Genomic DNA, 16,951 nt, shown 5'->3' with positions numbered 1-16,951 from the left:
GCTGTTCAGCCCATTTTCTTTAATGATAACCCGGCCATCGATCCCGCATCTATAAGATAGGTCCCTTTCCCCAGCTTGCCGGTTATCCGATTCAGGCTGACCGTCAGCGGCAGATCCGTCTTCGGCTTGGCAAACATCGTTTTACCGTCCACCTCCACATCCGCCTTCTCCGGCAGCCGCAAATCAACGTCGCCCACTGTCGTCGACACCGTCCAGTCTCCGCCGACCTTTGCGCTCTCCACTTCCACATTTCCCGTAACGGTATGGGCTTCAATCGAGGAGGCAGCTTCTTCTACGGATAAATTACCGTTCGTTGCCTCCAGTTCAAGCTCTCCCCCGATCCGCTCGGCATCAATACTGCCATTGACCAGGCTGGCCCGGACCTTCCCCTTGGCATCCGATACGCTGATCTCGCCGTTGTTGGTCTCCAGGATGACGGCGCTGTCCACCTGCTGCACACTGACGCTTCCGTTCACCGTCTCCAGCTCGATCGTCCCGGTCCCCGTTACTTGGCTCAAATCAATATTGCCGTTCGTCAGCTTCGCCTCCAGACCGCTGCCCAGCCCCTTCGGAAGGGTTATCGTCAGATGAATCGACGGATTACCGTGTATAGCCCCTGCAGTGTAAGGCTCGCTGTAAGCCTCCAGGCTCAGCACCGTTCCTTCCTCGACGTTCAGGCCGGCTTGTTCAGCTACCGCCTTAGCTTCTTCTTTCCCCAGATTCTTGACTACGACCTCCGTATGTATCTCCAGGTTCTTTCCACTGCCCTGCGTAATGTCAATCGTCCCGTTCACATTGGTAATTTTGACGGTTTTGGTACCGCTGTCCGGCTGGACGCGGGTAGTGCCCAGATCAAAGGAAATACCGGAGCCCGTAACCACACCTTCGCCAAGTGCCGGTTCCGCCGCTGCAAAATCCGATTCATCCAGCTGCTGCGCCAGCGCCGGTCCTCCTTCACTGCAACCCGCCATCACCGCCACCCCCAGACCCATTCCCGCCAGCATAGCTTTCAATTTCTTCTTCATGCTTTGCTCCTCCTCTATACCTGTGATTGATGTTAATGGTATAACAGGAGCGATGAGAAGGACTTTGGAGCGGGATTAGAGTTTGATGAGAAGGAGGCGGACATCAGGGACAAGGGTCAATCCTTCACTGCAAAAAAAAGAGCCGCAATAAGCGGCCCCTCTGCTGTAAAAAGTCGTGTATGTAGAATTTCGGTCCTGCCCGTATTTCAGGCTACTCGTCCGCTTCTTCAGACTCATCGTCGTCGGAGTCATTCTTCTCTCCCGGAGATTCCGCTGCGGCTTTGCGGCTCCACTCCAGGAAGGTAAGAGTATCCTCATCCTCGGGGTCCATCTCGTGTGCCGTTTCAAAGGCCGCCACCGCTTCCTCATTCCGGTCGAGATAGTAATTGGCAAAGCCCACCCGGAAATGCCAGAGCGGATCGTTGCGTCCTTCCTCGCCGATCTTGTTGAACCACTTCAGCGCCTCATTGTAACGCCCCAGGTTATTCAGGGCCCGTCCCAGGTGGCTGGCCAGTTCATCGTCGATGAACATCGTCGGCACTTCCTTGATACGGTCCACTATCTCTTCATATTCATCCGCTTCATGCCAGTCGTTAAGCTGCTGGATCAGTTCATCTCTTGTCATGCGTCACGCCTCCGGTTATCGTTAGAAATCGTTTCCTTATCCTTTACTTTACCATGTCCAGGGCGCGTTTCCCAATGCAAGCGGCGAATGCGGGATAAATTAAATAGATTTGTTTTTTATATGTACATAAAATAACACTTTGATCAATAATGGCTTCAATATAAGAAAGGTGGCCTGCCGCATATGGAGGAAAGTCAGCTGCTTTCACTGGTCAATCAAGCCTATGCCTTGAATATTGAGCAGATCTGTCTGCACCGGCAAATGATCGGGAAGGTCTATGAATTACGCAGCTCTTCACACCGGTATGTTCTGAAAATTTACCGCACGGGCCGCATAAAAGATGCACTGCAGAGCCTGCAGATTCTTGATTATCTGCACGACAAAGGATACCCGGCCGTACCGGTGCGCCGGACACACGAGGAGCATGATCATATTGTGCTCCCCGGTCCGGGCTGGAGCGTCGGTATTCTGTTCGACTTTGTCGAAGGGGAGGTCCCTGACGCCAAAGCTGAGGGCGCCTCCATCTCCCTCATCTCCTTTCATGTTCAGTTTAAAGGAGTCCCCGGACAGCTTCCTGTCCGGGGATGCTTTGATTTGTCCAAAGCTTCACTCCGCCCCCAGCTTCCCCTTGCGCTGCGATGTACGAGCTGCCGAAGTCGTTCCGCTGGGAGAACTGCGGGCAATGGGATGAGCTGGCAGACTTGATTGTGAAGTACACGAAAGCATAGCAGAAGATTTCAATGCCCCATCTGTAATTATATGTTATATAATGGTTCAAAGGAGGTGATTCTTATGTCTGATTTCAATCAGCTCCCTCCCAGTGCCAATTTTACAGATCCCGGAGGGATTAAAGCCAAGCATGATGCCGAAGCGCATCAGTATCATAATGAAGGGGTGCACGGGCTTTGGCGCCAGATCTCCGATACACTGATTGTCGTCGGCATTATTGCAGTGATCTTTATTATTTTCCGGTGGGTTGTATAGCTCCTAACGATAAATAACGGCCATTCGGTGCTTGATGATGCAGGCTGCCGAAGGCCGTTATTTTTTGTTGTATTATTTAAATTTTAAATAAATTAAACCTGATTTAAAATTATGGCTATACACTTTTTACCCATTGTTCAAACTTTCTACACAATCAATAAAGCGTCAGCGGGGTAATTTAATAGGGAACCTACGAATAGTTGTAAATATCATGTCGCTGCCCCAGTCCCGTGAATGGGAAGCTGTCTCCCCGTCCATATTAGTGTTGTACGCCCCTTTCTTGAACGACTTGTGAAATTAATAACCCGCGCTTGACAAATAATAATATCTAGATGATAATAATTATCAATAAAGAAACGCTACATAATTGTTACTCTAAAGCCAGCAGTTGTGTAGAAAACAACCTTAGGAGGAAAATGAATATGTCCCTGATTGGAAAAGAAGTCCTGCCTTTTAAAGCATCCGCCTACCACAATGGAAAGTTTATCGATGTGTCCGAAGCCGACCTTAAAGGCAAATGGAGCGTAGTTTGCTTCTACCCTGCAGATTTCACGTTCGTATGTCCTACTGAGCTGGAAGACCTGCAGAACGAATACGAAACTTTGAAGAGCCTGGGTGTTGAAGTGTACTCCGTCTCCACAGACACTCACTTTACACATAAAGCATGGCATGACAGCTCCGAAGCGATCGGTAAAATCACATACATCATGATCGGCGACCCGTCCCACACCATCTCCCGTAACTTCGACGTTCTGATCGAGGAATCCGGCATGGCCGACCGCGGTACGTTCATCATTGACCCTGACGGCGTAATCCAAGCGGTAGAAATCAATGCCGACGGCATTGGCCGCGATGCCAGCATCCTGGTCAACAAGATCAAGGCTGCCCAGTACGTACGCAACAACCCAGGCGAAGTATGCCCGGCCAAATGGCAGGAAGGCAGCACAACCCTGAAACCAAGCCTTGACCTCGTAGGCAAAATCTAAGGAGCGGATGAAACATGGCGCTTGATGCGGATATCAAAGCACAATTAGCGCAGTATCTCCAGCTCATGGAGGGCGAGGTACTGCTGAAGGTCAGCGCCGGGGACGACAGCGTTTCGCAAGAAACGCTGTCTCTGGTAAATGAGCTGGCCGAAATGTCGTCCAATATTAAAGTAGAACATACCAAGCTCCCGCGCACGCCAAGCTTCAGTGTAAACCGTCCGGGCGAGGATACCGGCGTTACCTTCGCCGGCGTTCCGCTCGGCCACGAGTTCACTTCGCTGGTGCTGGCACTGCTGCAAGTGAGCGGCAGAGCACCGAAGGCAGAGCAGGAGACCATCGACCAGATTAAGGGTCTCAAGGGTGAATACCATTTTGAGACTTACATCAGCCTGACCTGCCACAACTGTCCAGATGTGGTGCAGGCCCTGAATATGATGAGCGTGCTTAACAGCGGCGTTACTCATACGATGATCGACGGCGCCGCCTTCAAGAGCGAAGTGGAAAGCAAAGACGTAATGGCTGTGCCATCCGTCTACCTGAACGGTGAATTCTTCGGCAGCGGCCGGATGACCGCAGAGGAGATTCTCGCCAAGCTGGGCACCGGACCGGACGCTTCGGAATTATCCGACAAGGAACCGTTCGACGTCCTGGTTGTCGGCGGCGGTCCTGCCGGCGCAAGTGCGGCTATCTATGCCGCCCGCAAAGGCATCCGCACCGGCATCGTCGCTGAACGCTTCGGCGGCCAGATCATGGAGACGCTCGGCATCGAGAACTTCATCGGCACGAAGTACACCGAAGGTCCGAAGCTCGCAGCGAGCCTGGAAGAGCATGTGAAGGAATACGAGATCGATGTGATGAAGACCCAGCGCGCCAAGCGCCTGGAGAAGAAAGAGCACATCGAGATCGAGCTGGAGAACGGTGCCGTGCTGAAGAGCAAGACGGTTATTCTCTCCACAGGCGCCCGCTGGCGCAATGTGGGCGTTCCCGGCGAAGCCGAGTTCAAGAACAAAGGCGTCGCCTACTGCCCGCACTGTGATGGTCCGCTCTTCGCCGGCAAGCATGTCGCCGTCATCGGCGGCGGCAACTCCGGGATTGAAGCGGCGATTGACCTGGCAGGTATCGTCAGCCATGTAACCGTTCTGGAATTCATGCCGGAGCTGAAGGCCGATTCCGTACTCCAGCAGCGACTGTACAGTCTGCCTAACGTAACCGTGCATAAGAACGTTCAGACCAAGGAAATTACCGGCAACGACAAAGTGAACGGTATTACCTATATTGAACGTGACACCGGTACGGAGCAGCATATCGAGCTGGAAGGCGTATTCGTCCAGATCGGTCTTGTGCCGAACACCGACTGGCTCGAGGGGACACTGGAGCGCACCCGCTTCGGCGAGATCATCGTCGACAACCACGGTGCAACCAGCATTCCGGGCGTGTTCGCCGCAGGCGACTGCACCAACAGTCCTTATAAGCAGATCATCATCTCCATGGGCTCCGGCGCTACCGCCGCCCTGGGTGCCTTCGATTATCTGATCCGCAATTAAATATCTTTGTATGTTAAATAAGCCGGTTCCGCTGTCTACCCCCATGGACAGCGGAACCGGTTTTTTATTGTCGTCTTTTTCATATATATTAGAAGGAGAAACGTGAATTTCATCTTTCGAGAAAAGGCGGTCCAATATGAACGGACAGAAGCACAGAGTCTGCATTCGTCGTTTATATTACATATACCTGATCATAGGAATAATGCGTACAACCTATCCTGCGAATTTATTGTTGCTGACGGTGAGCTTGTCATTACATCCCGCAAGGAAGCCCTTAACGGTCGTAGACCGGATAATGAAGCCCGCCCAACTCATGGTTATACATTAAGTCATTTGCTCAGTGCGCTAAAGGACTTCCCGGTTGATTCATATCGTGAGCGCACAGAATTCGGACATGAACATGCTGACTTATACGAAATACGGTTAAATTCCGAAGCGCTAATTGTCGGTGAGCATTTTTCATACAATAGTAACGGATTAATAGAGAATGATGGGGAAGGAATTCCTTTCGTCTTATCTCACCTGCGGTGGGGCGAAGTAAAAAATGCTTCTCTGCCTTACCACGACCCTTTGCGCTATTACAGTTATGGAGGAGAAGGAAAGGCTAATCTGTTCTATCGGCCTGAGAATTATTGAACTTCAGGATCAGGGTCTGGAGCAGGCAAGCTCTTACCCGCATCAGCGCAAGCAGCGCCTCCAGATTGATTGCCGCCTGGTCCGCTCTCCCCTCTCCCTGCCAGTACGCGGTGAAGATCATTTGAATACCGCACATTGTGTAGAAGAGGCAGTCCCGCTCCGCCTCCGGCAGTCGTCCCGCCCGCTCATACCCCCGAAGGATTTCTTCTACAAGCCTAAGCCAGTCTTGCCGCTTCTGTTCGTCCTGATAAGCGCTGATCCATTGAGAGGTACATAGATACCCCAGATCGAAGATACGCAAGCCGGCCACCGAGATTTCAAAATCCAGAAAGCCGACGCCACCGTCATCCATCAGCACCATGTTTCCGGGATGCGTATCCCGGTGAATCAATTGCTGAGGAAGCTGTGCCAGTCGCGGAATTCCCGCAGTGACCATTTCCTCCAGTACCGCTTCCAGCTCTTCCAGGCATCCCAATGAATCCCCAGCCGCTCTGCAGTGTGGTATTGCCCAGCCCATCAACTGCTCCGTGAAATCCATGACGGGATAATGATCTATAGCCATATGCCGGAGCCCTTCATGCAGCTTCGCCAGTCCTTGTCCATATACAGCCGCTATTTCCGGTTTCAGTTCGCTGATGATTGCCCCTTTTAGCTCATTGGTAAGCGTATACAATTGTCTTTCAAAAGTTACCCACCGTTCACCACCCGCCGCCGGCAGGGCCACGGCCACCCTTACTCCGTGCTGCTGCAATACCTCTTGAATGGCTGTAATTCTTTGCATGCGTTCTGCGGAATCCGTCTGTTTCAGGTACACAACTCTTCCATCCCCGCAAGTTAAACGCAAAACTTGACCGGACGATCCGCTGACCGCCTCTGCCTCTACAATGGCCGGTAGGCTCCACTGATTCTGCACCCAGGCCAGCAGATGGTTCTGCTCTATAACTTTAGTCATCTCGACTCGCATCCTCCTTCTTTTTCCAATTAGCAATTGTTCTGATTGTATTCCGTTGTGCAAAATCAGCATCAACTGGAGTTTAGTCAGAAAAATATATGATTATTCAAAGTAAGTTTATAGGTAATAATTTATTTCTCCACTATCAGGAGGTTGAACCATGCTTCTTTCTGAAATTCTGCCCGTCGTCGCTTCAATGAACCCCCAGCATGTAGCAATCCAATCAAGTAGTAAAACCTTAACTTACGGAGAATTACACAGCCAGGTCAGCTGCGTTGCCCAAGGCTTGCGTCAGCTTGCGATTAAACCTGGCGACCGGATTGCCCTATTGGGCAACCCCTCTCCGGATCTGGTTATCGCAGAATGTGCTGCAACCGCAATCGGGGCCATCCCGGTAGCCCTATTCCCTTCTTTGACGACTACCGAAACCGTGCAGATTCTGCAGGATGCCGATCCTGCGGCCATCGTCTACGAAGCTGCAGCTTCCGATATTGCCGCAATTGCCGCCCAGTTGCCCCAGGCATTGCTGATATCCTGTGATCCCGGATACGCGCCTAATTCCATTGCACATTTTATCTCTCATTTCCCGCCTCTGACCTCATGGTTTCAGGCAAAACCTGAAGACATAGCGGTCATTATCTACACCGGGGGTACAACCGGCCGCGCGAAAGGCGTCATGCACTCCCATCGCAGTATCAGCCATTGGTCGTTTATGAATCCGGCCAGAGGCGGAGGGCATAACCCGGCCAAAAAGTCCCTTGTCTTCAATCAAGCCCATTTGACCGGACAATTTATCCTCTGGAGCACGTTGTATGAAGGCGGGAGGCTCATTTATCCGGATGCCTATCCGTTTGAAATTGAGGAGATCGCCCGTATCGTTGAACAAGAAGAGATTACATTTCTGGGTACTGTAGGCTCGCAGTTTAAAGATCTTGTCCAGCTCAAAGCCATGAACGCTTCATGCATGCCCTCGCTTCAAGGGATCACCTGCGGCGGTGCACCCATCAGTCCCGGAACTTTCCGCCAAGCAATGGAGGTGTTTCCGGGCGTTCAAATCCTGGAGGTCTATTCTCAGACCGAGAGCGGCCAGTTTATAAGCTTCTTATCCGTTAATCAATGCAGCCGCGAAGGCAAGCTGCATCGCCTCTTATCGGTCGGCAAGCCGGCTGACCTGGCTCTATGGGGCCAGCAGCCGTACAGCATACGCATTATTGACGAGGAAGGCAATGATGCCGCACCGGGAGAGATAGGGGAGATTATCTGCAGTGGCGGGCAAATGATGCTGGGCTATTGGAGGAATTCCACAGATACTGAAGCCTCCCTGCGAAACGGATGGTTACACACCGGAGATATCGGCAGATTGGATGAAGACGGCTTTCTGTACCTTCTGGACCGAAAGAAGGACATGATTATTGTGGATGGACTCAACGTGTTCTGCGCTGAGGTTGAGGCGATCTTAGGCAGGCATCCCGCTGTACTGGAAGTTGCCGTAATAGGGACTCCTCTATCAGATGAAGGAGAACAAGTTACGGCCGTCATTGTGCCACACCAAGGCGCGATGCTTACTCTTCTTGAGCTGCAAGAGTTCTGCACAAATAAACTGGCTGCTTTCAAAATCCCTATGCGGTTAGAGATTGTCGACTCGCTTCCCAAGACAGCCGTCGGAAAAATCAATAAGCCGGAATTACGCAGGCCATTTTGGCGTGGACGGTTACGCCGAATTAATTAATGCCCGGCGCTACCTGCTTAGCTCTATCCTGTTAATCAAAGCCGGATAACCTATTCCGGAGCCTGATGCAGCGCACTTAATGCTTCCTCCCGGCTCGCCGCGAAGAACACCAGCTTGCCTTGATTGCATTCGTAGATGAAATCGTCCAGGCTCTTGCTGTTATAGCGGCTAAAGTCGCCGACAATGGCCAGTTTAAAATGGTAGTTGGTGTACTTCTGCAGGATTTCGCCGGCCAGTCTGGTCCGCAGCTCAAAAAAATCCTCCGTCAGACTGGTCTGCCGGACCAGCATCTTGTCACAATCATAAACATGCCTCACCGTAGCCATCAGGTCGAGCGCATCCTGAACATCATGAAGGACAATGCCGGCGCTGTCCACGACGGCAACCTTGGAGCTGCCTTGTTGATCAATGGTGATTTCCAATTCCATTCCACCTTTTCCTATATCAGAAATTTGTTTACCCTCACTGTATCATAGGCCGCATAAGTTTCAATATTAAAGAACAAAATACCGGCCCTCCGCTCCATCAGGCAAGCGGCAGAGCCGGCAATTTGTTAATCCGGCATCATATCATTAATAATCCGGTTTAATTTAACAGTTCAACGCAGTCATAAACCCATCCGGCGCTCAGCCATGGGCCCAGATCACTGGAGCCGCTGATCGGTGTTATAGACAAGGTATTGGCACCCGATATCAGATAGGAAGAAGGGATGCTCCAGGAGAATGTAGTATTGTTACCCCGGTAAGTACCGATGGTGAAGCTGCGTGAATCCGGCTGCGACGAGGCGCTAGGATTGCTCAGTGCATGGCCATTTATAGTTACACTGGGGCGTCCGTTATTATAGGCTGCTGTAATGCCGATCTTAAGAACGCGGGCAGATGCAGCCTGTGTGGAATTCAAGTTGAAGGTGACCGTCGTCGGGGAATTCTGCGCCCGGAACTGCACCGCCGGGAATTTGTTGGTTGCACTGCCTACCGCATACGTCACCGGTCCCCAGCTTGGATTGCGGCTGTCAGAAGGATGCCGGACCTGAATCGTCTGCCCGTTCAGCAGCTCCCGGGGGGTACCGTCCCAATTACCGATGCGCCAAATGGCGGAAGCGGCGGACGGATCTCCTGTAATCGTCCGGGTATTCAGCGTCGTTGTCGCTCCTGCGTTCACCGTCACACTCTCGGTATACACGGCCAGTTCACCTTTATATACCGTCATGGTATAGCTCCCCGGAATCATTCCTTGCTTGACTGCCGAACCGCTGGAGGTAGTGGATGTCCAATACTGGGCGGTGCTATTCGCAAAACCAACGGTGTATGTGTAGGCCGTATCCATACCGGACAGCCCGTTCAGCACCACATTACCCCGGCTGGATACCCAGCCCTGTAAATTCAGACCCGACATCCAGCTGAAATCCGGCACGGAGGGCGTCCCGCCTGTGGTAAAGATAAGCGCATACGGTCCATGCAGGCCCATCCGCCAATTCTCGGTCTGGGCATGTCCGGAGTTCATATAATTGTAAACTTCGGTATCGCCGCCGCTTTGGAACTGAATGTCACGAAAAAAAGGTCCTCCTGAGCTTTTCTCGCGGTTGCCGTAAGCCATGAATACGCCGACGCCGCTGCCTGTGACTCCGCGAACCGTCAGATCCTTTGCCTGATCGTTGCCATAGTATTTCGAAGTGGTATAACCATTGGCATAGCCGTACACATCCGAACTCTCAATCGCCCCGGTCGAGCCGCGGTTGCTGGAGCCCGCCGGGACACCTGTCAGCACATTGCCGTTGCCGCGGAATATATACCGCAATTCCCCTACAGAAGGCTCAGCAGTCACATAGGTCGCCATGTAAATCGTGTTCTCCCCGCCGCGCGAGGAATAATAATGGGTCAGCGTATCGGTGGATACTGTAATGAGCAGCGTTGATCCCGACGGCGATGTGCTCCAGGTGACATTGGCCGCAGAGCCTAGGCCTGAGGCGATATGTGAGCCTTTTCCGCCCGAGCTGCTCAGTTCGGTACCGTTCAGCTTGCAGGAAGTGATATCGCCGTTGTCTTTATTCACCGTGTAGACAAGCCCTGCGCCTGTGTTCACCACAAGCGAAGTCCCGTTATCCGTTACGTAAATCGTTGCCGCATAACTCTTGGGTGCAGGAATCAGAATCGCGGCGGCAAATAAGGCAACTGCCATGAATATACCAAATGCTTTACGGACTAAGCGTAATTTCACAGATAAGCCCTCCCTATTATTTTGAATGCGCTTACAAAGTGCTCAAAGCTAAAGTATTGTTTAGTTCTTTTTAAAATAAAACAACGTCTTGGGGGAGATATTAATACTCGGGAGCAGAATTTCAGTGAGGCAGGCGTATATGGAACGCGAGGAAATAAGTATAACTATTCTTTAATTATCCTCCCTTCTTAAGGGATTTAGGCATTGCTGAAAGCTAGCATTTCCATCTGTAAGATACCATATAATTACACTTTTAGGCAACATTTTTCAGCCTTTAAATTCAAAGTTTTTTAAAAAAATTCAGATTTACCCCACTTAAATCCACGGTTATACAAAAAGCCCCCTCTACAGTCCTAAGACCACTAGAGCGGGCAAGGTTAAGCTTTACATTCTAAATCACTTTTTCAGGTTTCATCCAGAACGTATTCAGGAACGCTGTTCTAAAACCGGCCTTCTCCATATTCGCATGACTAACGGAACCAAACACCACATCGGTGTACACATTGGTCAGCCCCCGTTCAGCCGCATCGCGCAGCCTATGGTTCAGCAGCGCCGTCTGAAGGCCTCTGCCCCGGAATGCGGCAAACGTGTAATCATTGGTGATATAGCCCTCCTGCCCGCATACGAACAATGACCCCATCGCGGCCGGCTGTCCGTCTATAGAGATCATATAATTAAGAAAATCCGGCCGGTAAAAATAATCCCTGGACCGCTCCACCATCTCCGGACTGAGCACCTTGCCGCCCATCGAATCCGCAATCCAGCGGACATACTCCCCGGCGTTTCCCGCGTGAACGCGCTCAACCGTAACCCGGGGCTCCGCCGTAACCTCTGTCAATTCCGCCAGGAACACCGGCTTCGTCTGCATAAATACCAGCTGCTCTACAGGGATGAAACCTCTGCGGCTCAGCTCGGCAGCCACCTCCTCCTTCATCTGATCCGGAGTGAGATCGAGGAGAGGCGAGGTATGCGGATAACATGCCAGCACTTCGTCCAGACGGTGCAGATCAGCCGGTCCCAGACCCTTAACCCGGTTATAATAGCCGGGCGCCGGATCACCGGGATCGCGCAGCAGAATGCACTGCCCCAGTCTCTGAACCTCAAGTTGCCGGGGCACCTCCACAAGTGAACGCGATGCATTTAATTGAGTCAGTTCGATCTCGATTTGTTCGATTCGGGCGACGTATTGCAGTGGTTTCATGCGCATTCTCCTTTTTTGGCCGATCAACGTAACTATTTCCTACTCTTCCCGTCTAATTATAGTGTAAAAAAAAGGAAGTGGTGAGAGGATGAAAAAAATAAATTATATTTTTATTGTTCTTATATTGCTGGCAATAAACATCGGAGCCGGACCCGGAGCTTCATTGGCCGCTTCCAATCATGCCGCTGCTGCTCTGCTTAACGACATGGGACCCTTCTATCCGATAGATAGCACCACAAGCGTTGCCGCGTCAGCTAAGGGAGTATTTCTCATCGATCTCAGCAGGGATGGCGCCATAAAGCAGTTAGGACAAGGGCAAGCGCTGGATGTGCAGACGCTGACCAATCCGGGTAAGGTAATCCTGTTGACTGCCGGCACCGGGAATACACTTGAGAAGCATGTCTATAATGCGGACGGGCAGGAGCTTGGCACAACCAGGTATCCAATTCATGCTCCAACTGGAGGCAAGGTCAAATGGGCCGCCCCGGCTGCAAAAGTGAACGAACGAATCATGGTGCAGGAGGGAAATCAGTTCACCCTGTACAGCAATACAGGCAAACCTGTCGTCAAATATGATGCTGAAATTAAACCCAAATCATCGTATGAATTCGTAAACATAGTAGATTGGGATTTCTCTGCCTACCCCTATCTGGCAATTAAATATGAGGGACAGCGGATTATGGCCGAGGATTTCTTTGTGCATATCGTCAATCTTTACAGCAAATCAGTCACAAAAGCTCCTATGCTGGAAATCGACCAGCAGCTGCAAATTAACAGCCTGGGCCAATTACACGTATGGAACTCCTATTCCTACGAGGAAATTATGCCTCCCAATGCCACACAGCCTGATCCGGGCGCAGCCCAGTCCTTCTACTCCCTGTTTAGCTTAAGCACCGGCAAGAAGCTTGCTGATCATCAGCGGGTATTCACGCGGGTTGACGGTGGAGCAGAGCTTGGAGGCTGGAATACCCAGCTCGCCGGAGATACTGTATTCGTGCAGGATCTGGCAACGGAACAGTGGAGCCTGTTCCCGGCAAACGGCCAAAAGGCAATCGCCGCAGATCTGACCGGAGTGGCTAAGGGAGCCCGGTTCCTTGGCTTTGACCGGACAACCGGAACGGTTTATTTTCTGACACAGGCTGAAGGGGAGGAGCTTCAGGTAAGTAAAGTTAAAATAAACTAAGCCAGCGAGGACAATGGGAATGAAATTATTACTGAGATTATTGCTGAGTTTATTCATCATAGCTGTAGCGGATCTTAGTTCAGGCTGCAGCCGCCAGGAAGCTGCGGGCGGTATCCGTGAGACGGAACCCGCTGTCTTGACAGCCTCGCCGGCACCGGCTGTGCCGGCCGTTCCGTCACCGTCTCCAGGGGCACAAAGCTTGGCAGCCGTCCCTGCCGAATCCAGTCCGCAATCTGCTAGCTATCTGCATTACTCGCTTAATTCTAACGAAGGCTGGAGGATGGAGGTGGCAGGACTGGGAATGTTCAGCGCGGATAATGCCTTATTTAAGACGGACGACGGCGGAGTGACCTGGCGGAGACTTGCCGATTCCGCTTCGGGCAGTCTGCCCAGCGAGGCAGTATCCGAAATGCTGTTCACCTCATCCAGCAGGGGATGGATGACGGTCAATACTCCGCGGGGCGGTTACAGCGGTTTATTCCGTTCGGACAACGGCGGTGAAAGCTGGTCGCTGGTCAAGCTGGAAGACACGCCGGAGTCGCTTTATTCAGTAGAAATGCCCGTATTCTTCCCTGAAACACATTACGGAATATTGCAGCCGAAGGACATCGCTGAGGAAGACACAATATTCTGGCTCACAGACGATGACGGCGACAACTGGGAAGCCATAAGCAGCAAGCCGTCCGGAACGTGGAAGGAGCTGAAATGGACGGTGCACAGTGAGCGCGGCAATAGTTCCTGGGAGATCGAGATCGGCGGCACAAAGCAGGTATATGACGGGGGGAATAGTTTCCCTTCCTCATAAGCCAAGTAGATAACAGCAAAAAAGAGGCTGCCCCAGCCTCTTCTATATAAAATCATGAGAATGTATCAGCTTCAGCCGCCGGGCCTCTACTACCGCCTCCGCCCGGGAACGGACGCCCAGCTTCTCAAAGATACGCGTCAGGTTATACTCCACAGTACGCTGGCTCATCAGCAGCCTGGAAGCGATGTCCTTATTGCTGCTTCCGTTCGATACCTCCTGCAGAATCTCCTGCTCACGTTCATTAATCGACACTTCCTCCAGCGCCTTCTCTTCCCGCGATTCATTGATCCGGATATCCCGGCGCCGCAGCTGCCGCAGCAAGGAGACCGGCAGGATCGCCTCCCCGCGGAGCGCACAGCGGATGGCATTAAGGAGATGCTCGCGCGTGACGGTCTTGCTCACGAAGCCGGATACGCCGGAGTCGATCAGCAGATTGAAGTTCGGACTGATCTCATACCCGGTATAGATGAGTACCCGGCTTTCGGGCTGGAGGGTAATCATCCGTTTGGTCAGCTCCAGGCCGCTGATCGCCGGCATGTTCAGGTCAAACAGCATCACGTCGAAGTCTTCCGTCTTAACGATCTCCAGCGCCTCCATCGGCGAAAGAATGACCGTGACCTTCATCTCCGGATCCTGCTCAATCATATTCTTCGTTCCTTCGCCAACGGAAGGATGGTCATCAACCAGCAAGATTTTTATCATTCCAATCATCCCTACCCTCTATCGTCGTACTTGGTGACTCCAGCGGCAGCGTGATGCAGACCTCAAGTCCTTCGCCCACTGCCGATTGGAAGGCGATATCGCCCTCCAGGCTGCGCACCCTCTCCTTAATGCCGGACAGTCCCATATGCTGATAGGAATCATTCAGCTCATGCAGTTCCATACCGACACCGTTATCCTTATACACCAGGCGGATTGAGTCCCGCTGTTGTTCCAGCCCGATTTCTACCACCGTGGCTTTGGCATGCTTGCTGGCGTTGCGTAGCAGCTCCTGCACGATACGGAACAGCGCCAGGGTCTGCTCATCGCTTAAACCCGTAATATGATGGCTTGTCTGAAAATCAATCACATAATTCGAGCGGATCTGCGCCTGCTCGAACAGCTGTCCCAGCGCTTCCACTATGCCCATCTCCTTCAGCAGCGGCGGCCTCATCTCATTGCAGGTCTCGCGGATCTGGTGGATGACATCGAGCAGCCCTTCCCGGACGCTCTCCAGCTCACGGTACAGATCCGGCTCAATCGTATGGTCAAGCATAACCGTCTCCAGCTTGCGGTACCAGATCAGCTGGTCCTGCAGGGCCGAATCGTGCAGGTCGGAAGCCAGGCGGCGCCGCTCCGTCTCGGAGAGATTAAAGATCAGCCGCATCACCCAGGGAGAGGCCCCTTTTTGCTTCTGGAATTCCTGCTCCAGATCTTCGATCAAATTCTCGATTAAATAGAGATTCTCATAGACAATAGCGCTGTAATTGGCCAGCGTCTTCAGCCAGCCAAGCTCGTCCAGATTATATTTGGTCCGGTTCTCTTTATCCGCCAGCCACAGGACGTGGAAGGTAGAGCCTTTCTGGCCCATGGCGATACAAAGTCCGGAAGGAACGCTCACAAGCTCTCCGACGGCCAGCTTATGGACAGCCCCGCGCAGAGCAGACATGACAGGCACAGGCACCTCACCGGAATGCCGCTTCCGGCTCCCCGTAAAGCCCGCTTCCCGGTCAATTTCCAGGAAGGCTACCATTCTGACCGGCAGGATGGAGAGAATCTCCTGCTCCAGCACCCGCTCCAGATCGGCCCGCTTCATCACGCGTGAAATCCGGGTCGAGAACCGGTCCAGACTTCCCTGAAAGCTGTACAGATTCTTGTTAAAGCTTGGCCTTAACCGGAAATCAGCATATTCCTTGGTGAATAAAAGTATGGTTACAATAAAATACACCATCAGGAATAACTGTACCCATTTCACCCACGAGTAGTTGTTGTGCTGGGTAATCAGAAATCCGAAGGTGGTAATTAGCGAAGTTGGGATGAAGGCAATAATAATATGGTAAAGGAAACGGCTCAGGACAAAATCAACATCAAACAGCTGCCTTGTCGTGAACATATACAGATATACTACAGGAATGGCCAACAGGAAGATGGAGGCCACCTGAGGGGTCAGCAAGGTAATGCCGAACAGGCTTGGCACACCGAACAGCAGAATAAACGGCATAAATCCAAGCATATGCGCGAGCAGCGTCAGCTTAAACAAGCTCCGCAGCGGAGTGTGGCGTTTCACAACAAACTTCTGGATTAACTTGAAGATAATATAGAGATTCATGAAGATAAAGAAAGGCAGTGTAGGATGCACAGGGATAAAGTAAAGCAAGTTGTAGCCGGTAAAGATTTCGACAAGGGTGACGGCAACAATCATTGCACCGATGCTGTAAAAGCCAGTGAACCATGCGCCGGGAACAAAGGTTTCCTGATACTGCTTCAAATACCGGTCAAGAAACTGCAGGAAGAACACGGGCACCAGCATAAAAGAGACGTTAAACAATGTGTTGCCCAGAATATCTGCCCTTCCCGAGGAAGAGGCGCTGAAATAAGCGAAGCCTGTCGACAAGAAGAAAAGGATCAGATACACCGCGGCCTGGTCGCATTGTTTGCGCCGGTATACAAACAGCGAGAAGCCGGCGAAGAGCAGCAGAGTGCCAAAGGGGACAATGAATTCCAGCAGCAGATTGTCCGTCCCAATCCCTCTGGCTACAGCCAGCGTTATTCTCTCCTGTCCGCCATCGGGTAAGCTGCGGACCAAAGTGATCGTGGAAGCCCCTTCAATCCTGTTAAAGGCCTTGATCGAAGAAAAGGCGGCGGCGGAGCTTCCATTAATCTCTTCAATTATGTCTCCCGGAAGGATTTTTCCGTATCCCCAGTAACCGGGAGGTGTATCCGTTGCCGTGTAATGCCCCTGGCTATCCTTCTTGACATCAGTGCCGATCATCCGGTTCTGCAGTATGTTCTGGGCTAAGTAGACGGCAAGAAGGATAACGATGAAGGTGAAAGCGGCAACCTGTATTTTTCTTCTGGACAATCC

At 51.9% G+C, this 16,951-nt stretch carries 16 protein-coding genes; 8 read left to right on the top strand and 8 right to left on the bottom strand.

Features of this window, described 5'->3' with window-relative positions:
• Window positions 1-5 precede the first annotated feature (5 nt).
• Together F1381_RS03835 and F1381_RS03830 are read right to left on the bottom strand one after the other, a co-directional pair.
• Window positions 6-1,025 carry a DUF4097 family beta strand repeat-containing protein gene (locus F1381_RS03835; protein WP_151733498.1) on the bottom strand — a complete coding sequence of 340 codons (1,020 nt, stop codon included), beginning with the start codon at window positions 1,023-1,025 and terminating at the stop codon, window positions 6-8.
• Window positions 1,026-1,236: 211 nt separating this feature from the next.
• On the bottom strand, window positions 1,237-1,650 hold the full coding sequence (locus tag F1381_RS03830) for a tetratricopeptide repeat protein (RefSeq protein ID WP_151733497.1): 414 nt from the start codon (window positions 1,648-1,650) through the stop codon (window positions 1,237-1,239).
• Between the two features lie 183 nt (window positions 1,651-1,833).
• On the opposite strand from F1381_RS03830, the gene F1381_RS03825 reads away from it, so the two are divergent.
• The 5 genes from F1381_RS03825 (at window position 1,834) to F1381_RS03805 (ending at window position 5,800) form a co-directional block, all read left to right on the top strand.
• Window positions 1,834-2,355 (top strand): phosphotransferase, encoded by a 522-nt coding sequence (locus F1381_RS03825; RefSeq protein WP_151733496.1) that lies wholly within the window; start codon window positions 1,834-1,836, stop codon window positions 2,353-2,355.
• An 87-nt stretch (window positions 2,356-2,442) separates the two neighbouring features.
• Window positions 2,443-2,634 (top strand): hypothetical protein, encoded by a 192-nt coding sequence (locus tag F1381_RS03820; RefSeq protein ID WP_151733495.1) that lies wholly within the window; start codon window positions 2,443-2,445, stop codon window positions 2,632-2,634.
• A gap of 422 nt (window positions 2,635-3,056) precedes the next feature.
• Entirely contained in the window at window positions 3,057-3,620 is a 564-nt protein-coding gene (gene ahpC / locus F1381_RS03815) for an alkyl hydroperoxide reductase subunit C (RefSeq protein WP_151733494.1), read from the top strand.
• A 14-nt stretch (window positions 3,621-3,634) separates the two neighbouring features.
• A complete protein-coding gene (gene ahpF, locus F1381_RS03810; RefSeq protein ID WP_151733493.1) occupies window positions 3,635-5,164 on the top strand; it encodes an alkyl hydroperoxide reductase subunit F in 1,530 nt (509 codons plus the stop codon).
• A 102-nt stretch (window positions 5,165-5,266) separates the two neighbouring features.
• Window positions 5,267-5,800: a hypothetical protein gene (locus tag F1381_RS03805; protein ID WP_151733492.1), complete on the top strand. Its 534-nt coding sequence runs from the start codon at window positions 5,267-5,269 to the stop codon at window positions 5,798-5,800.
• Here F1381_RS03805 and F1381_RS03800 read toward each other — a convergent pair.
• Window positions 5,769-6,752 carry a phosphotransferase enzyme family protein gene (locus tag F1381_RS03800; protein ID WP_187355185.1) on the bottom strand — a complete coding sequence of 328 codons (984 nt, stop codon included), beginning with the start codon at window positions 6,750-6,752 and terminating at the stop codon, window positions 5,769-5,771. The two genes, F1381_RS03805 and F1381_RS03800, sit on opposite strands and share 32 nt — an antisense overlap.
• A gap of 160 nt (window positions 6,753-6,912) precedes the next feature.
• On the opposite strand from F1381_RS03800, the gene F1381_RS03795 reads away from it, so the two are divergent.
• Window positions 6,913-8,481 (top strand): class I adenylate-forming enzyme family protein, encoded by a 1,569-nt coding sequence (locus tag F1381_RS03795; protein ID WP_151733490.1) that lies wholly within the window; start codon window positions 6,913-6,915, stop codon window positions 8,479-8,481.
• Window positions 8,482-8,531: 50 nt separating this feature from the next.
• Here the strand turns inward: F1381_RS03795 and F1381_RS03790 are convergent, their stop codons facing one another.
• The 3 genes from F1381_RS03790 to F1381_RS03780 all read right to left on the bottom strand — a co-directional run bounded on the left by F1381_RS03790 (window position 8,532) and on the right by F1381_RS03780 (window position 11,899).
• A complete protein-coding gene (locus tag F1381_RS03790; protein ID WP_151733854.1) occupies window positions 8,532-8,903 on the bottom strand; it encodes a DUF4180 domain-containing protein in 372 nt (123 codons plus the stop codon).
• A 163-nt stretch (window positions 8,904-9,066) separates the two neighbouring features.
• On the bottom strand, window positions 9,067-10,698 hold the full coding sequence (locus F1381_RS03785; RefSeq protein WP_151733489.1) for a rhamnogalacturonan lyase B N-terminal domain-containing protein: 1,632 nt from the start codon (window positions 10,696-10,698) through the stop codon (window positions 9,067-9,069).
• A 391-nt stretch (window positions 10,699-11,089) separates the two neighbouring features.
• Entirely contained in the window at window positions 11,090-11,899 is an 810-nt protein-coding gene (locus F1381_RS03780) for a GNAT family N-acetyltransferase (RefSeq protein WP_187355184.1), read from the bottom strand.
• 124 nt (window positions 11,900-12,023) lie between these two features.
• On the opposite strand from F1381_RS03780, the gene F1381_RS03775 reads away from it, so the two are divergent.
• Entirely contained in the window at window positions 12,024-13,082 is a 1,059-nt protein-coding gene (locus F1381_RS03775; protein ID WP_187355183.1) for a hypothetical protein, read from the top strand.
• A 19-nt stretch (window positions 13,083-13,101) separates the two neighbouring features.
• Window positions 13,102-13,887: a WD40/YVTN/BNR-like repeat-containing protein gene (locus tag F1381_RS03770; protein ID WP_151733486.1), complete on the top strand. Its 786-nt coding sequence runs from the start codon at window positions 13,102-13,104 to the stop codon at window positions 13,885-13,887.
• A 42-nt stretch (window positions 13,888-13,929) separates the two neighbouring features.
• Here the strand turns inward: F1381_RS03770 and F1381_RS03765 are convergent, their stop codons facing one another.
• Together F1381_RS03765 and F1381_RS03760 are read right to left on the bottom strand one after the other, a co-directional pair.
• On the bottom strand, window positions 13,930-14,589 hold the full coding sequence (locus F1381_RS03765) for a response regulator (protein WP_151733485.1): 660 nt from the start codon (window positions 14,587-14,589) through the stop codon (window positions 13,930-13,932).
• The gene (locus tag F1381_RS03760; RefSeq protein WP_151733484.1) at window positions 14,567-16,948 is read right to left on the bottom strand and encodes a sensor histidine kinase; all 2,382 of its coding nucleotides are present in this window, start codon (window positions 16,946-16,948) and stop codon (window positions 14,567-14,569) included. The genes F1381_RS03765 and F1381_RS03760 overlap by 23 nt, the downstream gene beginning before the upstream one ends.
• Between the last annotated feature and the right edge of the window lie 3 nt (window positions 16,949-16,951).

Source organism: Paenibacillus tengchongensis, from assembly GCF_008973665.1.
In the GTDB taxonomy this organism is placed as follows: Bacteria; Bacillota; Bacilli; order Paenibacillales; family Paenibacillaceae; genus Paenibacillus_AQ; species Paenibacillus_AQ tengchongensis.
Note: the sequence above shows the minus strand (reverse complement) of the source record. Positions and strands in the feature narration are given on the sequence as shown.